24 protein-coding genes are annotated in these 18,330 nt (G+C 42.7%); 20 read left to right on the forward strand and 4 right to left on the reverse strand.

The window, feature by feature from the left end:
* Positions 1 to 49: 49 nt before the first annotated feature.
* Positions 50 to 745, reverse strand: coding sequence for an NAD(P)H-flavin reductase (fre, locus tag ACFOHL_RS14590; protein WP_376920980.1), 696 nt, complete (start codon positions 743 to 745; stop codon positions 50 to 52).
* A 150-nt stretch (positions 746 to 895) separates the two neighbouring features.
* Entirely contained in the window at positions 896 to 2,368 is a 1,473-nt protein-coding gene (gene ubiD, locus ACFOHL_RS14595; RefSeq protein WP_376920981.1) for a 4-hydroxy-3-polyprenylbenzoate decarboxylase, read from the reverse strand.
* A gap of 162 nt (positions 2,369 to 2,530) precedes the next feature.
* On the opposite strand from ubiD, the gene ACFOHL_RS14600 reads away from it, so the two are divergent.
* The 3 genes from ACFOHL_RS14600 to rlmB all read left to right on the forward strand — a co-directional run bounded on the left by ACFOHL_RS14600 (position 2,531) and on the right by rlmB (position 6,377).
* On the forward strand, positions 2,531 to 3,157 hold the full coding sequence (locus tag ACFOHL_RS14600) for a tetratricopeptide repeat protein (RefSeq protein WP_376921000.1): 627 nt from the start codon (positions 2,531 to 2,533) through the stop codon (positions 3,155 to 3,157).
* A gap of 98 nt (positions 3,158 to 3,255) precedes the next feature.
* Positions 3,256 to 5,628 (forward strand): ribonuclease R, encoded by a 2,373-nt coding sequence (gene rnr, locus ACFOHL_RS14605; protein WP_376920982.1) that lies wholly within the window; start codon positions 3,256 to 3,258, stop codon positions 5,626 to 5,628.
* 5 nt (positions 5,629 to 5,633) lie between these two features.
* The gene (rlmB, locus tag ACFOHL_RS14610; protein WP_376920983.1) at positions 5,634 to 6,377 is read left to right on the forward strand and encodes a 23S rRNA (guanosine(2251)-2'-O)-methyltransferase RlmB; all 744 of its coding nucleotides are present in this window, start codon (positions 5,634 to 5,636) and stop codon (positions 6,375 to 6,377) included.
* A gap of 45 nt (positions 6,378 to 6,422) precedes the next feature.
* Here rlmB and ACFOHL_RS14615 read toward each other — a convergent pair whose 3' ends face one another.
* Positions 6,423 to 8,408: a methyl-accepting chemotaxis protein gene (locus ACFOHL_RS14615; protein WP_376920984.1), complete on the reverse strand. Its 1,986-nt coding sequence runs from the start codon at positions 8,406 to 8,408 to the stop codon at positions 6,423 to 6,425.
* Positions 8,409 to 8,797: 389 nt separating this feature from the next.
* Between ACFOHL_RS14615 and rplN the strand changes: the two genes are divergently transcribed.
* From rplN to rplQ, 17 genes are all read left to right on the forward strand, one after another.
* A complete protein-coding gene (gene rplN, locus ACFOHL_RS14620) occupies positions 8,798 to 9,166 on the forward strand; it encodes a 50S ribosomal protein L14 (RefSeq protein WP_124029309.1) in 369 nt (122 codons plus the stop codon).
* Positions 9,167 to 9,178: 12 nt separating this feature from the next.
* A complete protein-coding gene (gene rplX, locus ACFOHL_RS14625; RefSeq protein ID WP_376920985.1) occupies positions 9,179 to 9,493 on the forward strand; it encodes a 50S ribosomal protein L24 in 315 nt (104 codons plus the stop codon).
* Positions 9,494 to 9,509: 16 nt separating this feature from the next.
* Positions 9,510 to 10,049 carry a 50S ribosomal protein L5 gene (rplE, locus tag ACFOHL_RS14630; RefSeq protein ID WP_376920986.1) on the forward strand — a complete coding sequence of 180 codons (540 nt, stop codon included), beginning with the start codon at positions 9,510 to 9,512 and terminating at the stop codon, positions 10,047 to 10,049.
* 11 nt (positions 10,050 to 10,060) lie between these two features.
* Positions 10,061 to 10,366, forward strand: a complete 306-nt coding sequence (rpsN, locus tag ACFOHL_RS14635; RefSeq protein ID WP_376920987.1) for a 30S ribosomal protein S14 — start codon at positions 10,061 to 10,063, stop codon at positions 10,364 to 10,366.
* Between the two features lie 12 nt (positions 10,367 to 10,378).
* Positions 10,379 to 10,771, forward strand: a complete 393-nt coding sequence (gene rpsH, locus ACFOHL_RS14640) for a 30S ribosomal protein S8 (protein WP_376920988.1) — start codon at positions 10,379 to 10,381, stop codon at positions 10,769 to 10,771.
* A gap of 13 nt (positions 10,772 to 10,784) precedes the next feature.
* Positions 10,785 to 11,318, forward strand: a complete 534-nt coding sequence (gene rplF / locus ACFOHL_RS14645; RefSeq protein ID WP_376920989.1) for a 50S ribosomal protein L6 — start codon at positions 10,785 to 10,787, stop codon at positions 11,316 to 11,318.
* Between the two features lie 9 nt (positions 11,319 to 11,327).
* Entirely contained in the window at positions 11,328 to 11,681 is a 354-nt protein-coding gene (rplR, locus tag ACFOHL_RS14650; RefSeq protein WP_376920990.1) for a 50S ribosomal protein L18, read from the forward strand.
* Positions 11,682 to 11,690: 9 nt separating this feature from the next.
* Positions 11,691 to 12,194, forward strand: coding sequence for a 30S ribosomal protein S5 (rpsE, locus tag ACFOHL_RS14655; protein WP_376920991.1), 504 nt, complete (start codon positions 11,691 to 11,693; stop codon positions 12,192 to 12,194).
* Positions 12,195 to 12,200: 6 nt separating this feature from the next.
* Positions 12,201 to 12,383, forward strand: a complete 183-nt coding sequence (rpmD, locus tag ACFOHL_RS14660; RefSeq protein ID WP_376920992.1) for a 50S ribosomal protein L30 — start codon at positions 12,201 to 12,203, stop codon at positions 12,381 to 12,383.
* A 3-nt stretch (positions 12,384 to 12,386) separates the two neighbouring features.
* A complete protein-coding gene (gene rplO / locus ACFOHL_RS14665; RefSeq protein ID WP_376920993.1) occupies positions 12,387 to 12,821 on the forward strand; it encodes a 50S ribosomal protein L15 in 435 nt (144 codons plus the stop codon).
* Positions 12,822 to 12,826: 5 nt separating this feature from the next.
* Positions 12,827 to 14,134 carry a preprotein translocase subunit SecY gene (secY, locus tag ACFOHL_RS14670; protein ID WP_376920994.1) on the forward strand — a complete coding sequence of 436 codons (1,308 nt, stop codon included), beginning with the start codon at positions 12,827 to 12,829 and terminating at the stop codon, positions 14,132 to 14,134.
* Positions 14,135 to 14,153: 19 nt separating this feature from the next.
* Positions 14,154 to 14,267, forward strand: coding sequence for a 50S ribosomal protein L36 (gene rpmJ, locus ACFOHL_RS14675; protein ID WP_075607266.1), 114 nt, complete (start codon positions 14,154 to 14,156; stop codon positions 14,265 to 14,267).
* Between the two features lie 141 nt (positions 14,268 to 14,408).
* Entirely contained in the window at positions 14,409 to 14,765 is a 357-nt protein-coding gene (gene rpsM, locus ACFOHL_RS14680) for a 30S ribosomal protein S13 (RefSeq protein ID WP_376920995.1), read from the forward strand.
* Between the two features lie 16 nt (positions 14,766 to 14,781).
* On the forward strand, positions 14,782 to 15,171 hold the full coding sequence (rpsK, locus tag ACFOHL_RS14685; RefSeq protein ID WP_376920996.1) for a 30S ribosomal protein S11: 390 nt from the start codon (positions 14,782 to 14,784) through the stop codon (positions 15,169 to 15,171).
* A gap of 21 nt (positions 15,172 to 15,192) precedes the next feature.
* Positions 15,193 to 15,813 (forward strand): 30S ribosomal protein S4, encoded by a 621-nt coding sequence (rpsD, locus tag ACFOHL_RS14690; RefSeq protein ID WP_376920997.1) that lies wholly within the window; start codon positions 15,193 to 15,195, stop codon positions 15,811 to 15,813.
* 20 nt (positions 15,814 to 15,833) lie between these two features.
* Positions 15,834 to 16,823: a DNA-directed RNA polymerase subunit alpha gene (locus tag ACFOHL_RS14695; protein WP_376921001.1), complete on the forward strand. Its 990-nt coding sequence runs from the start codon at positions 15,834 to 15,836 to the stop codon at positions 16,821 to 16,823.
* A gap of 41 nt (positions 16,824 to 16,864) precedes the next feature.
* Positions 16,865 to 17,263: a 50S ribosomal protein L17 gene (gene rplQ / locus ACFOHL_RS14700; RefSeq protein WP_376920998.1), complete on the forward strand. Its 399-nt coding sequence runs from the start codon at positions 16,865 to 16,867 to the stop codon at positions 17,261 to 17,263.
* A gap of 74 nt (positions 17,264 to 17,337) precedes the next feature.
* On the opposite strand, the gene ACFOHL_RS14705 is transcribed toward rplQ, so the two are convergent.
* A complete protein-coding gene (locus tag ACFOHL_RS14705) occupies positions 17,338 to 18,126 on the reverse strand; it encodes a hypothetical protein (RefSeq protein WP_376920999.1) in 789 nt (262 codons plus the stop codon).
* Between the last annotated feature and the right edge of the window lie 204 nt (positions 18,127 to 18,330).

Consider the following 18,330-nt stretch of genomic DNA (forward strand, 5'->3'; position numbering starts at 1 on the left):
TTATCTAAACGTAATTTAGGGGGATTTAGATTGCCTGATACTCTTATACTTATATATATGCAAATGCGTCACCAAACAGATTCTCTATTTTTGCACCTTTGGGTGTAAATTCGTCTCTCACCGCAGCGGCCATCTCAAATCGGCCCGCTGTGTATATGTGGAATGCCGATAAATCGTCGTAATCTTCAAGTACTGCTCGATGAACCCAACCTGTGTGACCTTCCCAGCCATTATCTGGGCATTCTACCACGGGTACAAAGCTGAACCTTTTGTTAAACTCACTTAGTGCCTGTAGAGCCTCGTAGTCATATAAATCTTCACGGGTTTTTGCACCCCAGTACATAATAAGCTCACGGTTTGGCTCGACCGCTAGGGTATGATGCAATATTGACTTGGCATACGAATACCCAGTACCGCCAGCAATAAGTAACATTGGCGCGTCAGCCTCTCTAGAGAAGGCTTCACCTAAACCGACTTCTAGCGTGAGCGAACCTGTTTGTCTGGCTGCTTCTAGCACTTCATAAGCGTATGCGTTTTCAGGTGTTGCGCCAATGTGCAGTTCAAGTGGCTCTGCCGCTTCAGGAGAATTTGCTATTGAAAAAGGGCGTTTGTCGTCGTCTTTCATTACGACTTGTAGGTATTGCCCAGCCTTGAATGGCGCGATTTTTTTTGGCTGCAGGCATAATTTGGTGACAAAGGGAGTAAGCGTTTCAATGCTGACAACTTTTGCGTTAGTTAAAGTCATAGTTGTTCCAATGATATTTGTGTTTTTTGTTTTCGCTACGCTCGCTTGAAGTATTGGAGTTTATAAATGCATTGTGAATGCATTTTTGAGGACACCAAACACCAGTAGGCTTTTGTTTTGCATTGCAATACCGTGGTGGAGCATAGCTTTTCATTTTTCGAGCAAATCTAATTTATCCCATATTTCATCTACTCTTTTTACGATATCCTCATCCATGATAATTGGTGTTCCCCATTCTCTATCGGTCTCACCAGGTAACTTGTTTGTTGCATCTATGCCCATTTTTGATCCCAAACCAGAAACGGGGGATGCGAAATCCAAATAATCGATAGGTGTATTTTCTATCATAGTGGTGTCTCTGGCGGGGTCCACTCTCGTCGTGATTGCCCAAATAACGTCATTCCAGTCCCTTGCATTGACATCATCGTCGCATACTACCACAAATTTGGTGTACATAAATTGACGCAGAAACGACCAAACACCCATCATGACCCGTTTGGCATGCCCAGGGTATTGTTTTTTCATGGTAACAATTGCCATTCTATAGGAGCAGCCCTCTGGAGGTAGGTAGAAATCGATGATCTCTGGAAATTGTTTTTGGAGAATGGGCACAAACACTTCGTTTAAGGCTACGCCCAAAATAGCAGGCTCATCGGGTGGACGACCGGTGTATGTACTATGATAAATCGGCGCTGTTCTGTGAGTTATATGCGTGACCGTAAACACCGGAAATTGGTCGACCTCATTGTAATATCCAGTGTGATCGCCGTATGGCCCTTCATCGGCCAATTCACCCGGTTGAATATAGCCTTCAAGCACAATCTCTGCACTGGCTGGCACTTGTAAATCGTTTGAAATAGATTTCACCACTTCTGTTTTGTCACCGCGTAAGAGGCCTGCAAACGCGTATTCAGACAGGGTATCTGGAACTGGGGTAACTGCACCCAAAATGGTTGCGGGGTCAGCACCAAGCGCGACAGAGACAGGATAGGGTTTATCGGGGTGTTGCTCACACCACTCTTTAAAATCAAGTGCACCGCCCCTATGTGACAACCAACGCATGATTAACTTGTTTTTTGCGATTTTTTGCTGCCTATAAATACCTAGATTTTGCCTCTTTTTGTATGGTCCTCTTGTGACAGTCAAGCCCCAAGTTACTAGTGGAGCAGCATCCCCCGGCCAACAACGCTGTATCGGCAACTGGTCTAGATCAACATCTTCACCGCTAATAATGTGTTCTTGGCAGGGTGCCTTTTTGACTAGTTTTGCTGGCATGTTCAGCACCTGCTTAAAAACAGGAATTTTGCTAAACAAATCTTTCAGCCCTTTTGGAGGCTCTGGCTCTTTCAAAAATGCCAGTAATTTCCCGACCTCTCTCAATGCTTCCACTGATTCTTGTCCCATGCCCATCGCCACGCGTTTAGGCGTACCAAATAAATTTGCAAGTACGGGGACGTCTGACCCTTTTGGATTTTCAAACAATATGGCGGGACCACCTGCTCGAAGCGTTCTGTCGGCTATTTCGGTCATTTCCAAGTCCGTATCAATTGGCATCGATACGCGTTTAAGTTCGCCTAAATCTTCGAGTTGAGCAATGAAATCACGTAAGTCTTTATATTTCATAGAGCCTGTAAACTTTTAATTAATTAAGGGTATTGTACGTTATATTTAAGCTTGATTCCCCCAAAGTGTTAGCACGCCATATTTTTACTATAGTTTGCACGGTACTTGGACGATAAAAAGAATATCGTTTCAGCGTTATTGGGTGAATCAATGTCTTACATGGTGTCGCGTCTTAAATATCTGTGTTTTATTTTGTGTTGCAGTTTTACAAGTGCGAACTTATATGCACAGCAGTTGGAAGCGGTTCAACTGTACTCACAAGATGAGCTAATCAAACTGATCAATCAGAATTTACACTTAGAAAGGGTGGTATCTGATCGCTGTCAGTTGGTGAGAGATATTGAAGCGCGCGCGGATGTTTTACAAATACCCGCATACCAATTTTTGTGGGGAGATATGTTGGCTTGGGGAGTGTGTGTTGATGCCGATCCAAAGCTAGGGATCTATCACATTAGAAATGCGGCTGACCAAGGTTTACCAGCAGCACTTGAGCAACTGGGCAGATATCATGCACTCGGTACGTTGGTACAAGAAGACAAACAACGTGCGGTCATATATTTGCGAGAGGCGTCGGCACTCGGAAATTTAAAGGCGCAACTCCAACTGGCTAAACTGTTTATTGATGGTTATGGTAGCCCTTACGACTTTGAAGATTTGTATCACTGGCTTTACAACGCGATTACAAATGATCGGCAAATGCATCAAGAAATTGCAATGTATATGCTAGAGTTAGAAGCACTCATGCATCCAAAAGCCGTGCGCAATGCACGAAAACCGATGGCGTATTAGTTACATTTGGTCAGCATTGATAGAGTCTAAAAATAAATCAAATAAAAAGCACAATTCCTGTATTATTAAATTATTAGAAAAATATGTTTGAATAATATATGAGCAAAGATCCTCACTTCGAACGTGAGAAACAAAAATACGAAAACCCAGTAGCAAGCAGAGAGCACCTGTTATCTATCCTCAAAACGGCAAAAACCAGCCTGTCATTTCTTGATATTTGTCAAGCCGCTGACGCAAAGGACGAAATGAGTCGTGTGGGCATTCAACGCAGGCTCCGTGCAATGGAACGCGAGGGGCAAATTAAGTTTACCAAGCAAAAAAAATACGATGTTCAACAACAAAGCGAACTCGTTCAGGGGCGAGTAATTGGACACCGAGATGGCTATGGATTTTTAAAACATTCATTAACTGAAAAAGATTATTTTATTCCTGTTCATCAAATGAACGCTTTATTGCATGATGATATTGTCGAAGGGACAACCGCCGGTCAAGACAGACGAGGGCGCACCGAGTTCAGAGTCAATAGAGTTATCGAGCCGCGAAAAGAACCGATTGTAGGACGGTTTTACACGGAATATGGAACAGGTATTGTTATTCCCGATGACAATCGAATTTGCCATGAAATTATCATACCTGCTGATGCCGATATGAATGCAAAGCAAGGCAATGTGGTTGTTGTTGATATTGTTCAACGACCTCGTCGCCACTTAAATGCAAGCGGCCGGATTATAGAGGTGCTTGGTGAACATATGGCACCGGGCATGGAAATTGAGACAGCTTTACGTACTTTTGATATCCCGCATACTTGGCCTAAATCGGTTCTGAGTGCCATCGAACAACTATCTGAAGAAGTCCCTGAAGAGGCCAAACAAGGCAGGCGAGACTTGCGCGAATTACCCTTGGTCACGATTGATGGCGAGGATGCTAGGGATTTTGACGATGCCGTATACTGTCAGGCCAATGCTCAAGGAGGCTATACCTTGTGGGTAGCTATTGCTGATGTCAGTACTTATGTACGTCCCGGTAAGGCGCTTGATACAGAGGCAATAAAACGCGGGAATTCAGTTTATTTCCCTGAAAATGTTATCCCGATGCTACCTGAAGTATTGTCGAATGGTTTGTGCTCTCTCAATCCCGATGTTGATCGTTTGTGCATGGTTTGTGAGATGCAGATAACAGAAAGCGGTAAGATCGATACATTTAGTTTCTATGAAGCATTAATGCGTTCGCATGCTCGGTTAACCTACACCAAGGTGTGGGACTTATTGAATGGCGATGAAACGCTCAGAGAGCGATATCGTTCTCTCGTCCAAGACCTCGAAGATTTAAATAATTTATACAAGGTATTGCGACGCGCCAGATCGCAAAGAGGCGCAATAGAATTTGAGACTAACGAGACAAAGTTTGTCTTTAATGCGGAGCGAAAAATTGAACACATTATGCCATTAGTGCGAAATGATGCGCACAAGATTATCGAGGAGTGCATGATTGCAGCCAATGTTTGTGCTGCGCATTTTCTTGAAGAAAACAATGCTGAGGCCTTGTTCCGCGTGCATGATTCTCCTGACGATGATCGATTATCCACGTTCAAGCAATATTTGCGTGAGATTGGCGTGGAGCATGGATTGAGAGAAGAGCCTCAACCGCGTGAGTTTACTCAGGTAATTGAGCAGACCAAACATCGCTTAGATCATGAGTTGATACAAACCATGTTGTTACGCTCAATGAAACAGGCCGTTTATGACGGTGAAAATATTGGGCACTTTGGTTTAGCACTTCATGCCTATGCACATTTTACGTCGCCGATTAGGCGTTACCCCGACCTCGTTGTCCACCGTGCAATAAAAGCGATTTTGAATGCGAAAGCTGACAAAAAAGTTACGACAGGTGCAAAAGCCTACACCGTAGATGAAGTTGAGCAACTGGGTGAGCAATGCTCAATGACCGAGAGGCGAGCAGATGACGCCACTCGGGATGTGGCGGATTGGCTAAAGTGTGAATTTATGCTTCAGCACGTGGGTGAAGTGTTTGAGGGCGTCGTGGCTTCAGTTACCAATTTTGGTTTGTTTGTGCGGCTCAGTGAATATCACATAGATGGACTTATTCATATTACGTCTCTGGCAAAAGACTATTATCACTATGACGAAGTTAAGCAGTGTTTGATAGGTGAGGCGACAGCTTTGAGTTATCGACTAGGGGATCCGCTGGAAGTCAGAGTAGCGGCAGTCAATTTAGACGAAAGAAAAATAGATCTGGTACTCAAAGATTTGCCCAAGGGAGCGCTTAACAAGAAGAAAAAACGCACAATAAGTACTGGGAGCCTTGTGGAAAGCTCAAAAGATTCAGGTGAAAAAGTCAAAAAACACCCAGATAAAGCAAATCGCAAAGCAAAAACACGCTCACGTAAAAAGGCTGGGCCGTCTTCCAAGAGAAACAAAGCTTCACGTAATAAATCAGGAAAAAGGAGGTAATTGAGTTGGCGCAACAAGAACTCATTTACGGCATGCATGCCTTGTCTGCGGTTTTATCAAGAGAACCTGAGCGAGTCATCGAAGTATTTGTCGCAAAAGGGCGAGATGATGAAAGGCTAAACAAGATTATTAATCTTGCTAGGAAAAACGGTATTTCCCTTAACTTTTGTCATCGTAAGACCTTGGACGACAAAGCGAAAGGTGAACAACATCAAGGTGTTGTCGCTAGAGCGAAACCAGCGAAGATCCTAAATGAAAGCGATTTGGATAACATACTGCAAACAACAGATAATGCTTTTCTACTCGTTTTGGATGGTGTGACGGATCCGCATAACCTAGGCGCATGTTTGCGCACCGCGGAAGCCGCGGGTGTTAACGCTGTCGTTGTACCTAAAGATAAATCTGCTACTTTGAGCCCAGTCGTAAGAAAAGTCGCATGCGGCGCAGCAGAAGTTATTCCATTGATCCAAGTAACAAACTTATCTCGAACAATCAAACATATGCAATCCGAGAACGTGTGGGTGGTTGGCACAGCAGGAGAAGCAACACAATCTCTTTACGCTAGTTCATACAAAGGTGCAATTGCATTGGTGATGGGAGCGGAAGGCAAAGGCATGCGCAGGTTAACACGCGAAAATTGCGACGAGCTCGTCAAGTTACCCATGGCAGGTACTGTATCTAGCTTGAATGTATCGGTTGCTACAGGTATTTGCTTGTACGAGTTGGTTCGGCAACGCAGTTTGGCTTGAGTTTATGCTTTGCTGAAATACTAGTGGCTTGGCTGCTTTGCCAAGCTAATTTAGCTTAAACGTTTTTACCTTATTGAGGACTTTATCAAATTCAGCAGAAAGCTGTGTTAAGGCTTCGCTATTTGTTTTACTGGCATCTAACATTCTCATGCTTCCATCTTCAATTTTTTGGATACTACCGTTCACCTGAATAGAAACAGTTGATTGTTCCTCAATAGCCGACGCTACCTCTTCAATCGATGCATTTAGCGACTCAATGTCGTCGAATAACTCGCCAATGTTTTGCTTGTTTTCACTTACTTTTGAAGTTGACGCTTCTGTTAGGTTGAGGCAACTCTCCATCGCGTTTGTCGCTTTCTCAGCGCTAGAAATAAGTGATTCGATCATTTGGTTAATTTCTTCGGTGGAATCCTGGGTACGCTTTGCTAAGTTCCTAACTTCGTCCGCGACAACAGCAAAACCTCTGCCTTGGTCACCCGCTCTGGCAGCCTCAATTGCCGCATTTAACGCAAGTAAATTGGTTTGTTCGGCTATGGCTTCTATTGTTTGCAGTATACTGCCAATGGCTTCCGTATTTCCTGCTACTTCTTGTACAACTGTATGAGACTGTTTTATTTCACCTTCAAGTGCAGAAATTGTACGAGTGATTTCTTCTATGTTTTTACCGTTGGTTTTACCAGAACGATTGATTTTGTCTGTCAGCTCAGCCGAATGTGCCATATCTTTGGCAATAATATTGCTCGCTTCAGTCATTTGTTTTATTGACTCAACAATTTCTGCATTTTGTTCTTGCTGCTCTAATGAGGCTGATTCGACAATTGAGGAGGAGTTTGCCATTTTGCTTAGGCTGTCAGAGGAGGTCATTATTTGCTGCTTGATGTCTCCTAAACATGTTTTCATGTTGAAAACATGACTGTTTAATGCCCTTGAAATCTCTGATAGTTCATCTTGTTTGTTATCACTAATCGTTTGGTTGAAGTCTTTATCTTCATCAATGCGCGATAAATACTGGTTTATCATCTTTACACGGTAACAAATTGACTTGCGTAGCTTTAAGCCAATAAAAATTAAGGGGGTGACGGAGATAAGGAGGACAACGACTAAGGTGATTTCTTTTATTCTCGCTCTGTCACTGCTTAACTGAGAACTATCTTGCAAACGCACAGAGAGTTTGTCGCTAATGGACTTAATATCGCCTATGCGCTTTGTGGCAATCTCAAACCATTTACTAGGGCCAGTAATTTGATCCAAATTTTCTGCCATGGAGAAGCTTTGTACTGCATTTGCAACTTGTCCCCAATGGCTCGAGGCAGAGAGTTTTTTCAATGCTTCTTTGTATTCTTCAGGTGCCCATGTCGTTAAATCATCCAGCTTATTTTGTTCGTCGTTTACAAACTGCATGATTTGAGCATGCCTTATAGGAGACACCTTGCCGTTTTTAAACGCGCCGTTTAGGGCTCCTCGGTATTGTCCCGCGCGTTCTTTCATCCACAATAAATTTAATTTTGCACTCATAAGTGTTGAAGCTTGTTGGTCGTTTATCGACATCGAAATGCGCTGAATATTAGATAATGCAATCTTGTTTACTCTAGAGTAGTAGTCAAACGCACCATTTGAAGGAGTGAGTGCATCAACCTTTTTCCTTACTCTATTTTTCTCCGCAAGAGTCTGCAGTAATTGCTGTCTAAGATAGTTAAACTCGTTGCTTGAATATTGGGACAATTCTTCGGCATCAAAATTCTTGAGTTTATTCTCTGCTGTATCTGCATTTTGTCGAGCCTTGAGCATTGCTTCTTGACCAACCTGACCCTTACTACCTAAAAATCCGGCTGAGGTTCCTCGTTCCACCGCATGTGTGTGCGCCACGCCGTCAAGCAAGCTGGCGATATTTACAATATCGATAACGAGTTGCTGGTTTTTTGAATTTTGTCCATATTCATACATCAGTAAAGCTACAGCCGTGCAAAGTAGGAAAGTGGGGATAGCTATGATGAGTGATATAGCTTGAGAAACATTAACTTTTTTTAGCATTGTCATTGGCCAAGGAACTTCTCACCCAGTAAATCTGAGTTGTTACATTACTGACTTGAAATGTGTTGTAGAGACATATCAAGATACGAAACTTAATTAGATAACGGCTTTGTTGAATTATACTTTAGTATGGTTTTGGGTTGTTGTGTCATGGCTACCCCTTCTAACAATGAGCATACGGATTATAATTTCTTTTAACTATTTGGTTTAATTTTGCAGCAACAACTAAATTAAAAATAAAGTTAAATTTCGCTGTCGTTTTGAACAGAGTTCTGTTATAGTTTCGCGCCCTTTTTATGGGGGTATGGTCTATTTTTCTACAGAAATGTAGAAAAATAGCGGCTTTATGGCTCAATTTGAGTCGGTATATTTAACAGCGGAGCACTAACATGATCCAAATGCAAACTAACCTGGATGTTGCTGATAACAGCGGCGCTCGCAGGGTTCAGTGTATTAAGGTTCTTGGTGGCTCGCATCGCCGTTATGCACATATCGGTGACATCATCAAAGTTACTGTTAAGGAAGCAATTCCTCGCGGTAAAGTTAAAAAAGGTGACGTACTGAATGCAGTGGTGGTGCGTACTAGGAAAGGCGTTCGTCGCGCAGATGGTTCAACCATTCGTTTCGATAACAACGCAGCTGTATTGCTTAACGCAAACAAGCAACCTATTGGTACGCGTATCTTTGGCCCGGTCACACGTGAGCTTCGTGGAGATAACTTCATGAAAATCATCTCATTGGCCCCAGAGGTACTATAAGGAGTCACGATAATGGCTAGAAAAATTCGTCGTGATGATGAAATAGTCGTAATTGCAGGTAAAGACAAAGGCAAGCAAGGCAAAGTTCTTCGCGTTGTTACTGAGTCTGACCGCGTTTATGTTGAAGGTGTGAACATCGTCAAGAAACACCAAAAAGCAAACCCACAATTGGGCGAGCCAGGTGGAATCATTGAGAAAGAAGCATCTATTCATGTGTCTAATGTAGCGATTGTTAACCCAGCAACGGGCAAAGCAGATCGCGTTGGTTTCCGTGACGAAGAAGGAAAGAAAGTACGTTTCTTCAAGTCTAACGGTGAACTAGTTTAATTAATTGGAGAGTACGATGGCGAAACTGCATGATTTCTATAAAGAAACAGTAGTAGCTGAACTTGCTAAGCAGTTCGGGTACAAAAGCGTCATGCAAGTCCCTCGGATTGAAAAAATCACCTTAAACATGGGTTTAGGTGAAGCAGTTGCTGACAAAAAAGTGCTAGAGTCTGCGCAAGCTGACATGGCAGCTATTGCTGGTCAAAAGCCAGTTGTCACAGTTGCAAGAAAATCAGTAGCGGGTTTTAAAATCCGTGAAGGTTATCCGATTGGCTGTAAAGTAACCCTACGTGGCGAACGTATGTGGGAATTTCTTGAGCGTTTAATCTCAATTACAATTCCTCGTATCCGTGACTTCCGTGGTCTTAACCCTAAATCTTTTGATGGTCGAGGCAACTATAGCATGGGTGTTCGCGAGCAAATCATCTTCCCTGAAATCGATTTCGATAAAGTGGATAAAGTACGCGGTATGGATATTACTATCACTACCAGTGCAAATACTAACGAAGAAGCACACGCTTTATTGAGCGCGTTTAGCTTCCCGTTTAGAAAATAAGGTGTAGGGTTATGGCAAAAGAATCAATGAAAGCACGTGAAGTAAAACGTGCCAAGCTGGTTAAGAAGTATTCAGCAAAGCGCCTTGCTTTGAAAGCGGTCATTAATGATGTGAATGCTTCTGACGAAGAGCGTTGGGACGCTGTTCTTAAGCTACAAAAACTTCCGCGTGATTCGTCACTTTCACGTAAGCAAAATCGCTGCCGTGTTACTGGTCGTCCACATGGTTTCCTACGCAAATTTGGTCTTTCTCGTATTAAGCTTCGCGAAGCTGCAATGCGTGGTGAAGTCCCTGGCCTTAAAAAAGCCAGCTGGTAAGGAGTAGCTATAATGAGCATGCAAGATCCTATCGCGGATATGTTTACCCGAATTCGTAACGGCCAACAGGCCTCTAAAGTTGCGGTTTCTATGCCCTCTTCTAAGCTTCGTGTTGCAATCGCAAAGCTTCTTCAAGAAGAAGGTTATGTCGAAGGCTTTAAAGTTGAAGGTGATGTTAAACCTACACTTGAAGTAAGCTTGAAGTACTTCGAAGGTAAAAAAGTAATTGATACAATTCAAAGAGTAAGCCGTCCTGGTTTGCGCATCTACAAAAAGAAAGATGAGCTTCCTAAGGTACTTGGCGGACTTGGTATTGCTATCGTGTCTACCTCAAAAGGTGTGATGACTGACCGTGCTGCGCGTAAAGCTGGTATGGGCGGTGAGATCATCGGTTATGTAGCGTAACGAGGAGAATAGAATGTCACGTGTTGCAAAAGCGCCTGTAGCTATCGCCTCTGGTGTAGAAGTAAATATCGCTGGACAAGAAGTTACAGTTAAGGGTTCTAAAGGAACACTAACTCGAGTATTTAACGACGCTGTAAACGTTGTACAAGAAGATGCCCAACTCACTACCTCTCCAAAAGATGGGTTTGAAAATGGATGGGCACAAGCTGGTACAGCTCGCGCGTTATTAAATTCAATGGTAGTTGGTGTTACTCAAGGTTTTGAAAAGAAACTTCAACTCAATGGTGTTGGTTATCGTGCCCAAGCGCAAGGTAGCAAACTAAATTTGACGTTGGGCTTTTCACACCCAGTCGTCTACGAAATGCCACAAGGTATTACGGTAGAAACACCATCGCAAACTGAAATCGTTGTTAAAGGCATCGATAAGCAGGTCGTTGGTCAGGTCGCAGCTAATATTCGCGCTTATCGTCCACCAGAGCCTTACAAAGGTAAAGGTGTTCGTTACGCAGATGAAGTTGTACGTCGTAAAGAAGCCAAGAAAAAGTAGGTGAGTGAGATGGATAAGAAATCAGCTCGTATACGTCGCGCGACTCGCGCACGTAAAAAAATCAGCGAACTAGCTGTAAACCGCTTAGTCGTTAATCGCACACCACGCCACATCTATGCTCAGTTGATCGCGCCAAGCGGTTCTGAGGTAATTGCGGCAGCTTCTACAGTAGAAAAAGCAATCAAAAGTGAGCTTAAGTCTACCGGCAATGCAGAAGCAGCAGCGGCTGTGGGTAAAGCGATCGCAGAACGTGCTATCGAAAAAGGCGTAAAAGACGTTGCTTTCGATAGAAGTGGTTTTAAATATCACGGTCGTGTGAAAGCACTGGCTGATGCCGCTCGTGAAGCGGGTCTTCAGTTCTAGGAGTTAATAATGGCTAAACAAGAAGTTCAGCAACAAGGTGACTTGTTAGAAAAGCTTATCGCTGTGAACCGCGTGTCAAAAGTAGTTAAAGGTGGACGTATCTTTAGCTTTACTGCATTGACCGTGGTTGGTGATGGCAACGGCCGTGTGGGTTTTGGTTACGGTAAAGCACGTGAAGTTCCAGCTGCTATTCAAAAAGCAATGGAAAAAGCACGCCGCAATATGGTGACGGTAGACCTTAACGGCAACACTCTACAACACCCAATTAAAGGTCGTCACTCAGGCTCTAAAGTATACATGCAGCCAGCATCAGAAGGTACCGGTATTATTGCTGGTGGTGCGATGCGTGCAGTACTAGAAGTTGCTGGTGTACAAAACGTCCTTTCAAAATGTTACGGCTCAACTAACCCAATCAACGTAGTACGTGCGACAATTAATGCTTTGGTAGAAATGAACTCACCAGAGAAAGTTGCAGCAAAACGTGGATTGCCGGTAAACGAGATTTTGGGGTAATCGAACATGGCTAAAACGATTAAAGTTAAGCAAACTAAAAGCTCAATCGGTCGTTTACCAAAGCACAAGGCTACATTAGTAGGTCTTGGTTTGCGTAAAATCGGTCAGGTTAGTGAGCTTGAAGATACGCCGTCAGTACGTGGCATGGTAAATCGTGTTAATTACATGGTTGAAATTGTTGAGGAGTAAAAGATGAGATTAAACACTATTGCTCCTGCACCTGGAGCTAAAAATTCAGGTAAGCGTGTTGGTCGCGGTATCGGTTCAGGCCTAGGTAAAACAGGTGGCCGTGGACACAAAGGTCAAAAAAGCCGTTCTGGTGGTTCAGTGAAGCCTGGATTTGAAGGCGGTCAAATGCCTATTCAGCGTCGCTTGCCTAAGTTCGGTTTTACGTCGCGTATCTCGCGTGTTACTGATCAAGTTACATTGAGCGAAATCGCTAAAGTCGAAGGTGATGTTGTGTCGCTAGAAACTTTGAAAGCAGCAGGTCTTGTTAAAAAAGAAATGTTGCATGTTAAAGTTATCAAAAGTGGCGAAATCAGCCGTGCTGTTACAGTCAATGGCTTAAAAGTCACTAAGGGCGCATTAGAAGCGATTAATGCTGCAGGCGGTAAAGTAGAGGAATAACCTAAATGGCGAAACCAGGGCAAGGTTCAAGTGCAGGTGGTTTAAGTGAGCTTAAGTCTCGCTTGTTGTTCGTACTTGGCGCAATTTTCGTTTTCAGACTTGGTTCATATGTACCAATTCCAGGCATCGATGGTAATGTGTTGTCTCAAATTTTTGAACAACAAACCGGCACGATTGTTGGCATGTTTAACATGTTTTCTGGTGGTGCGCTCGAACGAGCATCAGTGCTAGCACTGGGTATTATGCCGTATATCACTGCATCAATTATTATGCAGCTGATGGCGACGGTACATGAACCTCTGAAAGAATTGAAAAAAGAAGGACAATCAGGTACGCGAAAAATCAGTCAATATACTCGTTATTTGACACTTGTACTTGCTACATTTCAATCCATTGGTATCGCCACAGGGTTACCGCAATTGATTCCAGGTCTAGTAATTGACCCAGGTTTTGCATTTTATTTCACTGCAATTGTTAGTTTGGTCACTGGGACTATGTTTCTAATGTGGTTAGGTGAACAAATTACAGAACGTGGCATTGGGAACGGTATATCGATACTCATTTTTGCTGGTATCGTCGCTGGTCTTCCTACTGCAATCGGACAAACTGCTGAGCAGGCAAGACAAGGTGATGTGAACATTTTGTTCTTAATTGTTATTGGCGCAATTGTGGTTGCACTTACGTATTTAGTTGTTTTTGTTGAGCGAGCTCAGCGTCGTATAGTAGTAAACTATGCGAAGAGACAACAAGGCAGAAAGGTATTTGCTGCGCAAAGCTCTCACCTTCCTTTGAAGGTGAACATGGCTGGTGTTATCCCACCCATCTTTGCATCGAGTATCATTCTGTTTCCAAGCACATTGTCAGGCATGTTTGGTCAAAATGAATCGCTTTCATTTTTAACTGATGTGTCTTTAGCATTGTCGCCTGGACAACCTTTATACGTAATTCTGTACGCAATTACGATTATATTTTTCTGTTTCTTCTATACCGCGTTGATGTTTAATCCACGTGATACAGCGGATAATTTGAAAAAGTCTGGTGCGTTTATACCTGGTATAAGGCCTGGAGAGCAAACGTCACGCTATATTGATAAAGTGATGACGCGTTTAACCCTAGCTGGTGCTCTCTATATTACTTTTGTTTGTTTAGTGCCTGAATTCCTGCTGCTGTGGTTTAATGTTCCATTTTACTTCGGTGGTACTTCACTTCTCATTATATGCGTAGTGATTATGGATTTTATGGCCCAGGTGCAGACCCATTTGATGTCACATCAATACGGGGATGTTCTCAAAAAAGCTAACCTTAAAGGTTAGGCATTTACGGAGTGATGTAATGAAAGTTCGTGCATCCGTTAAGAAGATTTGCCGTAACTGCAAGATCATTAAACGTAACGGCGTTGTTAGAGTGATCTGTGTAGAGCCAAAGCATAAGCAAAGGCAAGGTTAATCTAAAAATAGTGAGTCTATATGGGTCACATTAATATTTGATTTAATGTGACCACTAGACTTTATTTGCAATTTAGTTACTGGGTAAGTATCCTAACGGGCTTTTTAGGCTAGTAACTTATAATTTAGAGGAGTGCAGTTAATGGCCCGTATCGCCGGCATTAACGTTCCTGAACACAAGCATACAGTTATTGCACTACAGTCAATTTATGGCATTGGTGCAACACGCGCAAAAGAAATTTGCGTAAAAGCAGGTGTATCAGAGTCTACCAAAATTAAAGAATTGGATGAGACAACTATAGATAAGCTTCGTGACGAAGTAGCGAAATTCACTGTAGAAGGTGACTTACGTCGTGAAGTTTCAATGAGCATAAAACGTTTGATGGACCTAGGTTGCTTCCGTGGTATTCGCCACCGTCGTAGCTTACCTCTACGTGGTCAGCGCACTAAAACCAATGCGCGTACACGTAAAGGTCCTCGTAAACCTATTAAGAAGTAAGCGAGGGAGATAACCTATGGCTAAAACACCTACCCGTGCACGTAAACGTGTAAAACGTCAGGTAGCTGATGGTATGGCTCATATCCATGCATCTTTTAACAATACAATTGTGACTATTACAGACCGTCAAGGTAACGCTCTATCTTGGGCTACCTCAGGTGGTTCTGGTTTCCGTGGCTCACGTAAATCTACTCCTTTTGCAGCACAGGTTGCTGCCGAGAGAGCAGGTGTAGCTGCGCAAGAATACGGCTTAAAAAATATTGAAGTATTCGTAAAAGGACCAGGTCCAGGTCGTGAATCTGCAATTCGTGCATTAAATGCTACGGGTTACAAAATCACTAATATCACAGATGTGACGCCAATCCCTCACAACGGATGTCGTCCACCTAAAAAACGTCGCGTATAGACGAAGAGTTGGAGAAAGATCATGGCTAGATATTTGGGTCCAAAACTCAAACTAAGTCGTCGTGAAGGAACCGACTTGTTCCTTAAAAGCGGCGTAAGAGCAATTGACAGCAAGTGTAAAATTGACACTGCTCCTGGTCAGCATGGTGCCCGTCGTGGACGCCTTTCTGATTACGGTGTTCAATTGCGTGAAAAGCAAAAAGTACGTCGTATGTATGGCGTATTAGAAAAACAATTTAGAAACTACTATAAAGAAGCTGCTCGTCTTAAAGGCAACACAGGTGAAAACTTGTTAGTACTTCTTGAGCAACGTTTAGACAACGTTGTATACCGTATGGGATTTGCAAGTACTCGTGCTGAAGCACGTCAACTTGTTAGCCACAAGGCTATCCTAGTTAATGGACAAGTAGTTAACGTTCCTTCATTTAACGTGAAAGCTGAGGATGTGGTTGCGGTTCGCGAAAAAGCGAAAAAGCAAGCTCGCATTGGCGCTGCTCTTGAATTAGCTGATCAGCGTGAAAAGCCAACATGGTTGGAAGTTGACAATACTAAATTGGAAGGTGTGTTCAAACGCATTCCTGAGAGAACGGATTTGTCTGCGGACATAAACGAACAGTTGATTGTCGAACTTTACTCTAAGTAAAGCATAACTAAAGAGGAAACATCGTGGGTTCAGTGACCGAATTCCTAAAGCCAAGATTAGTTGAAATTGAAAACGTTTCTGCTACTCGTGCAAAAGTAACACTTGAGCCGTTAGAGCGTGGGTTCGGCCACACTCTGGGCAATGCATTACGTCGCATTTTACTCTCTTCTATGCCAGGTTGTGCAGTTAGTGAAGTAGAGATTGACGGTGTTTTACATGAATACACTGCTAAAGAGGGCGTGCAAGAAGACGTATTAGAAATCTTGCTAAACCTCAAAGGTTTAGCTGTCAAGCTCGAAGGTAAAACTGAGGCTACACTAACCTTGGTCAAATCTGGTGCAGGCCCAGTACTAGCTGGGGATATTCAACACGACGGTGATGTAGAAATCGTTAACCCTGATCATGTCATTTGTACTTTGACTGGCGATGCTGAAATCAGCATGCGCATTAAAGTAGAAATGGGTCGCGGGTACGTTCCAGCTTCGGCTCGTCGTTCCTCTGAAGATGATGATCGTCCAATTGGTCGTTTATTAGTTGATGCTTCATTCAGTCCGGTAGAGCGTATAGCTTATTCTGTGGAGTCTGCACGTGTAGAACAACGTACTGACTTAGATAAGCTTATTATTGATATGGAAACTAACGGAACACTAGATCCGGAAGAAGCCATTCGTCGCGCGGCTACTATTTTTGTTGATCAGTTAGGCGCGTTCGTAGAACTGCGTGATATTTCTGTTCCAGAGCAAAAAGAAGAAAAACCAGAATTTGATCCAATTCTACTTCGTCCAGTCGACGATTTAGAACTAACGGTTCGTTCTGCAAACTGTTTGAAAGCGGAAGCTATCCAATACATTGGTGACCTGGTACAGCGTACTGAAGTTGAACTTCTTAAAACGCCAAACCTTGGTAAGAAGTCACTTACAGAAATTAAAGATGTACTTGCTTCTCGTGGTTTGTCTTTGGGCATGCGCCTAGAGAATTGGCCACCTGAGAGCATCGCTGAAAAAGACTAATCAGGTTATTAGTAAACTGATTTTTAAAGAAGGATAGAGCTATGCGCCATCGCAAGAGTGGTAGACAGTTAAATCGCAATAGCAGTCACAGACAAGCTATGTTTAAAAACATGGCAGGTTCTTTAGTAAAGCACGAAGTCATTAAAACTACTGTGCCAAAAGCAAAAGAGTTACGTCGAGTGATTGAACCTCTTATTACACTTGCCAAGCAAGACAGTGTAGCCAATCGTCGTTTGGCGATGGCAAGAACTGGTGATAAAGAAGTAGTAGGTAAACTTTTCAACGAACTTGGTCCGCGTTATGAAGCGCGTCCAGGTGGCTATATTCGTATACTTAAGTGCGGTTTCCGCGCTGGAGACAATGCGCCAATGGCTTACGTAGAATTAGTTGACCGTCCAGTAGTTGAAGTAGAAGAAGTCGAAGAGGCTATCGAAGAGTAATCAACTAATACTGATGTAAAAAACCCGGCAATAGCCGGGTTTTTTGTGTCCGTAATTTATTATTAAGCTTTTTCTTAATAATGTGTCTTAATGAGCGATGCTACTGATTCTTCGTCAAGTCCGCCCTTTATTGCACTTGTCGATACCTTGTTTGCATCTATTTTGTGTTCTTTTGCGAGTTTTACTAAGCGTTCCATTGCACTTGGGTAGTCAGCCAGTTGCTCTATGGAAGCAACTATCATGTCTTCAGTCGTATCTTTGTCTTCCTGAACCAAAGCAAGTAATGCGTCTAATACGTACTTTCCGACGTAAGGTACTTCTTTTATTGTAGTTACTAATATTTCGAGAGCTCGATTTGGATAAGCCGTGACTAATTTCTGTGCAATCTGGTCGGCCGAGTCAGGTTCGCTTTTTACCGCTGTTCTAACTATTTCGGTAAAATCTTCGGGAGAATATTTACAGGCAGCCTTGGTTGCTACTTCTGCGTAAGATGGTTCTGCGTTTACAGCTATTGCGACAATGTTAGTTGGAGCTGATACTTTATAATGGTTTGCTAATTTTATTATCTCATCGACAATTACGGGTTTTGCAATGACACTTGCACGAATGATTTCTTCATATTTTTCAGGGTAGGTAAATAACGCTACTTTTACAAAATTACTCGCTTTTTCGGGGTATCGAGCAATTAAGGATTTAACAGCATTCTCTACAGAGTTGTTTGATTTAACTTGTCGTTTAAAAAATACGATGGATTTTTTACTTGGCTTTTCTAATGCATTCTCTTGAGAATCTGTCACAGCAAGTGATGGATTTGAAGCTAGCATCAAAAAAATTGCCATCCAAGAGAGTAAAACTTTTACCACAATCACCACCTTTTTAAGTTCTTTGATTTTTCTCTTTATCGGCACTACATTTTTTTAACAAACCACAATTTACTCAATTGAATAAAAAAATACAAATTTTTCTCTATTCTAGTATTGACCTTTTTAAATAAATCTCTAAAATGCGCCTCCGCTGTCAGGGGTAAACACTTCAGATAGCGATAAGTCAGTCAGAATAACGGTAAT

This window comes from Agaribacter flavus (assembly GCF_042646125.1).
Lineage (GTDB): Bacteria > Pseudomonadota > Gammaproteobacteria > Enterobacterales > Alteromonadaceae > Glaciecola > Glaciecola flavus.

Bases quoted from the DNA above. Each gene is read 5' to 3' on its own strand.
- fre (WP_376920980.1), bottom strand. From the start codon at position 745: ATGACTTTAACTAACGCAAAAGTTGTCAGCATTGAAACGCTTACTCCC.
- ubiD (WP_376920981.1), bottom strand. From the start codon at position 2,368: ATGAAATATAAAGACTTACGTGATTTCATTGCTCAACTCGAAGATTTA.
- rnr (WP_376920982.1), top strand. From the start codon at position 3,256: ATGAGCAAAGATCCTCACTTCGAACGTGAGAAACAAAAATACGAAAAC.
- ACFOHL_RS14615 (WP_376920984.1), bottom strand. From the start codon at position 8,408: ATGCTAAAAAAAGTTAATGTTTCTCAAGCTATATCACTCATCATAGCT.
- rplN (WP_124029309.1), top strand. From the start codon at position 8,798: ATGATCCAAATGCAAACTAACCTGGATGTTGCTGATAACAGCGGCGCT.
- rplX (WP_376920985.1), top strand. From the start codon at position 9,179: ATGGCTAGAAAAATTCGTCGTGATGATGAAATAGTCGTAATTGCAGGT.
- rplE (WP_376920986.1), top strand. From the start codon at position 9,510: ATGGCGAAACTGCATGATTTCTATAAAGAAACAGTAGTAGCTGAACTT.
- rpsN (WP_376920987.1), top strand. From the start codon at position 10,061: ATGGCAAAAGAATCAATGAAAGCACGTGAAGTAAAACGTGCCAAGCTG.
- rpsH (WP_376920988.1), top strand. From the start codon at position 10,379: ATGAGCATGCAAGATCCTATCGCGGATATGTTTACCCGAATTCGTAAC.
- rplF (WP_376920989.1), top strand. From the start codon at position 10,785: ATGTCACGTGTTGCAAAAGCGCCTGTAGCTATCGCCTCTGGTGTAGAA.
- rplR (WP_376920990.1), top strand. From the start codon at position 11,328: ATGGATAAGAAATCAGCTCGTATACGTCGCGCGACTCGCGCACGTAAA.
- rpsE (WP_376920991.1), top strand. From the start codon at position 11,691: ATGGCTAAACAAGAAGTTCAGCAACAAGGTGACTTGTTAGAAAAGCTT.
- rpmD (WP_376920992.1), top strand. From the start codon at position 12,201: ATGGCTAAAACGATTAAAGTTAAGCAAACTAAAAGCTCAATCGGTCGT.
- rplO (WP_376920993.1), top strand. From the start codon at position 12,387: ATGAGATTAAACACTATTGCTCCTGCACCTGGAGCTAAAAATTCAGGT.
- secY (WP_376920994.1), top strand. From the start codon at position 12,827: ATGGCGAAACCAGGGCAAGGTTCAAGTGCAGGTGGTTTAAGTGAGCTT.
- rpmJ (WP_075607266.1), top strand. From the start codon at position 14,154: ATGAAAGTTCGTGCATCCGTTAAGAAGATTTGCCGTAACTGCAAGATC.
- rpsM (WP_376920995.1), top strand. From the start codon at position 14,409: ATGGCCCGTATCGCCGGCATTAACGTTCCTGAACACAAGCATACAGTT.
- rpsK (WP_376920996.1), top strand. From the start codon at position 14,782: ATGGCTAAAACACCTACCCGTGCACGTAAACGTGTAAAACGTCAGGTA.
- rpsD (WP_376920997.1), top strand. From the start codon at position 15,193: ATGGCTAGATATTTGGGTCCAAAACTCAAACTAAGTCGTCGTGAAGGA.
- rplQ (WP_376920998.1), top strand. From the start codon at position 16,865: ATGCGCCATCGCAAGAGTGGTAGACAGTTAAATCGCAATAGCAGTCAC.